This is a genomic window from Allosphingosinicella sp. (assembly GCF_036387215.1).
Taxonomy (GTDB): Bacteria; Pseudomonadota; Alphaproteobacteria; order Sphingomonadales; family Sphingomonadaceae; genus Allosphingosinicella.
Map to the genome: position 1 here is coordinate 1 of NZ_DASVUE010000155.1, position 1,578 is coordinate 1,578.

A 1,578-nucleotide genomic window follows, 5' to 3' on the forward strand; every position below is an offset into this window, starting at 1 on the left:
GGGCCGCTCACGATCGCGGGATGTATCTTCCTGTTCTTCAACCTTCCGGCGGCCGCGATGCTCGTCCTGCCCGCATGGGGCGCCGTCGGCATCGTGATCTACTTCCTCTACAGCTACCGCAACAGCCATCTCGGCCGCGGGATCGTTGAGGTTCACGAAACGGAGATCCACGACATCAAGCCCGATATTCCGGGCGTGGACGAGCACCGTTAAGCTCGGCCTTCGGCACAAGGAAAAGGGAGGCTTCGGCCTCCCTTTTTTTATCCGAGCTTCTGCGCGACCAGTGCCTTGAGATCCGCTTCGGGGCGGGCGCCGTAGTGGGAGATCACTTCGGCGGCTGCGATCGCGCCCATCTTGAGGCAATCCTCCACGCCTCGGCCCCTGCTGATACCGGCGAGGAAGCCCGCAGCGAACAGATCGCCGGCTCCGGTGGTATCCACCACCCGCTCGACCGGCTCGGCGGCAACCGTGAAGCGCTGGCCGTTCTGGATTGCAAGCGCACCGTCGGCGCCCAACGTTACCACCAGAAGCGGCACCTTGGCCGAAACCTTGGCAAGCGCGCTTTCCCGATCATCGTCCTGGGTGAGGCAGATGAGCTCCTCCTCGTTGACGAACAGGATGTCGATCAGTCCCTGGTCGATCAGTCCCTGGAGGTCGGCGCGGTGACGCTCGATGATGAAGTTGACCGACAGCGTCAGCGCGACCTTCCGGCCCGCCGCTCGTGCGATGTCGATCGCCTGCCGCATTACCGCGCGCGGCTGCTCCGGATCCCAGAGATAGCCTTCGAGGTAGAGGATCGCGCTGTCCCTGATCAGATCGTGATCCAGGCTCTCGCTCGGCAGAAAGTGCGAGGCGCCGAGCAGCGTGTTCATCGTCCGCTCGCCGCATGGCGTCACGAGGATGAGGACGCGCCCCGTCGGCGGGTCCCCGGCGCGGGCTGGAGTATCGAAGCGCACACCGTGGGCCCGGATGTCGTGAGCGAACACCGCCCCGAGCTGATCGTCCGCAATCTGGCCCACGAAGGCGCAGCGCGCCCCGAGGGCAGCCGCGCCCGCGACCGTGTTGGCAGCCGATCCGCCGCTGATCTCGCGGCCGGGGCCCATCCGGCTGTAAAGCTCTTCGGCGCGTTCGGCGTCGATCAGCTGCATGCCCCCCTTGATGAGCCCCTCGCGCTCGATGAAGTCTTCGTCGGCGGCGGCGATGACGTCGACGATGGCGTTGCCGATTGCAAGCACGTCGAGGCGAGTGTCGGTCACGAATGGGATCTTTCGAGCTGGTGGAGAAGGCGCGGCAACTAGCCGCGGGCCCCGCCTCCGGTCAACGGCGCACTTGCGGCGGCTCGGGGCGGGTGTGCGGCGCGGCGAGCCGCTCCCACTTACCCTTCGGGCTCGGCCCGGCCAAAGTGGCGGCTCGGGTTCGGGGGAAGACCATGATCAGATCGTCACAGCGGCGCTTCGGAAGCCTGCCGCTCCTGCTCCTCGCCGGCGCCTGCGCCGCAACGCCGGCCGCCAAGCCCCCTCCCGCCGCTTCCGTGTCGGTGAGGAGCCCCACCATCTCCGGCCAGGAGGGCGTGATCGG

The 1,578-nt window shown here is 67.2% G+C and carries 2 protein-coding genes and 1 pseudogene; 1 reads left to right on the forward strand and 2 read right to left on the reverse strand.

Annotation, left to right across the window (positions count from 1 at the left end):
* Nucleotides 1-213: pseudogene (locus tag VF662_RS06215) on the forward strand (amino acid permease); the annotation flags it as partial.
* A 47-nt stretch (nucleotides 214-260) separates the two neighbouring features.
* Here the strand turns inward: VF662_RS06215 and VF662_RS06220 are convergent.
* Together VF662_RS06220 and VF662_RS06225 are read right to left on the reverse strand one after the other, a co-directional pair.
* Nucleotides 261-1,256 (reverse strand): adenosine kinase, encoded by a 996-nt coding sequence (locus VF662_RS06220; RefSeq protein WP_464138944.1) that lies wholly within the window; start codon nucleotides 1,254-1,256, stop codon nucleotides 261-263.
* Nucleotides 1,257-1,317: 61 nt separating this feature from the next.
* A partial coding sequence (locus VF662_RS06225) for a hypothetical protein (RefSeq protein ID WP_464138946.1) occupies nucleotides 1,318-1,578 on the reverse strand: 261 nt, incomplete at its 5' end.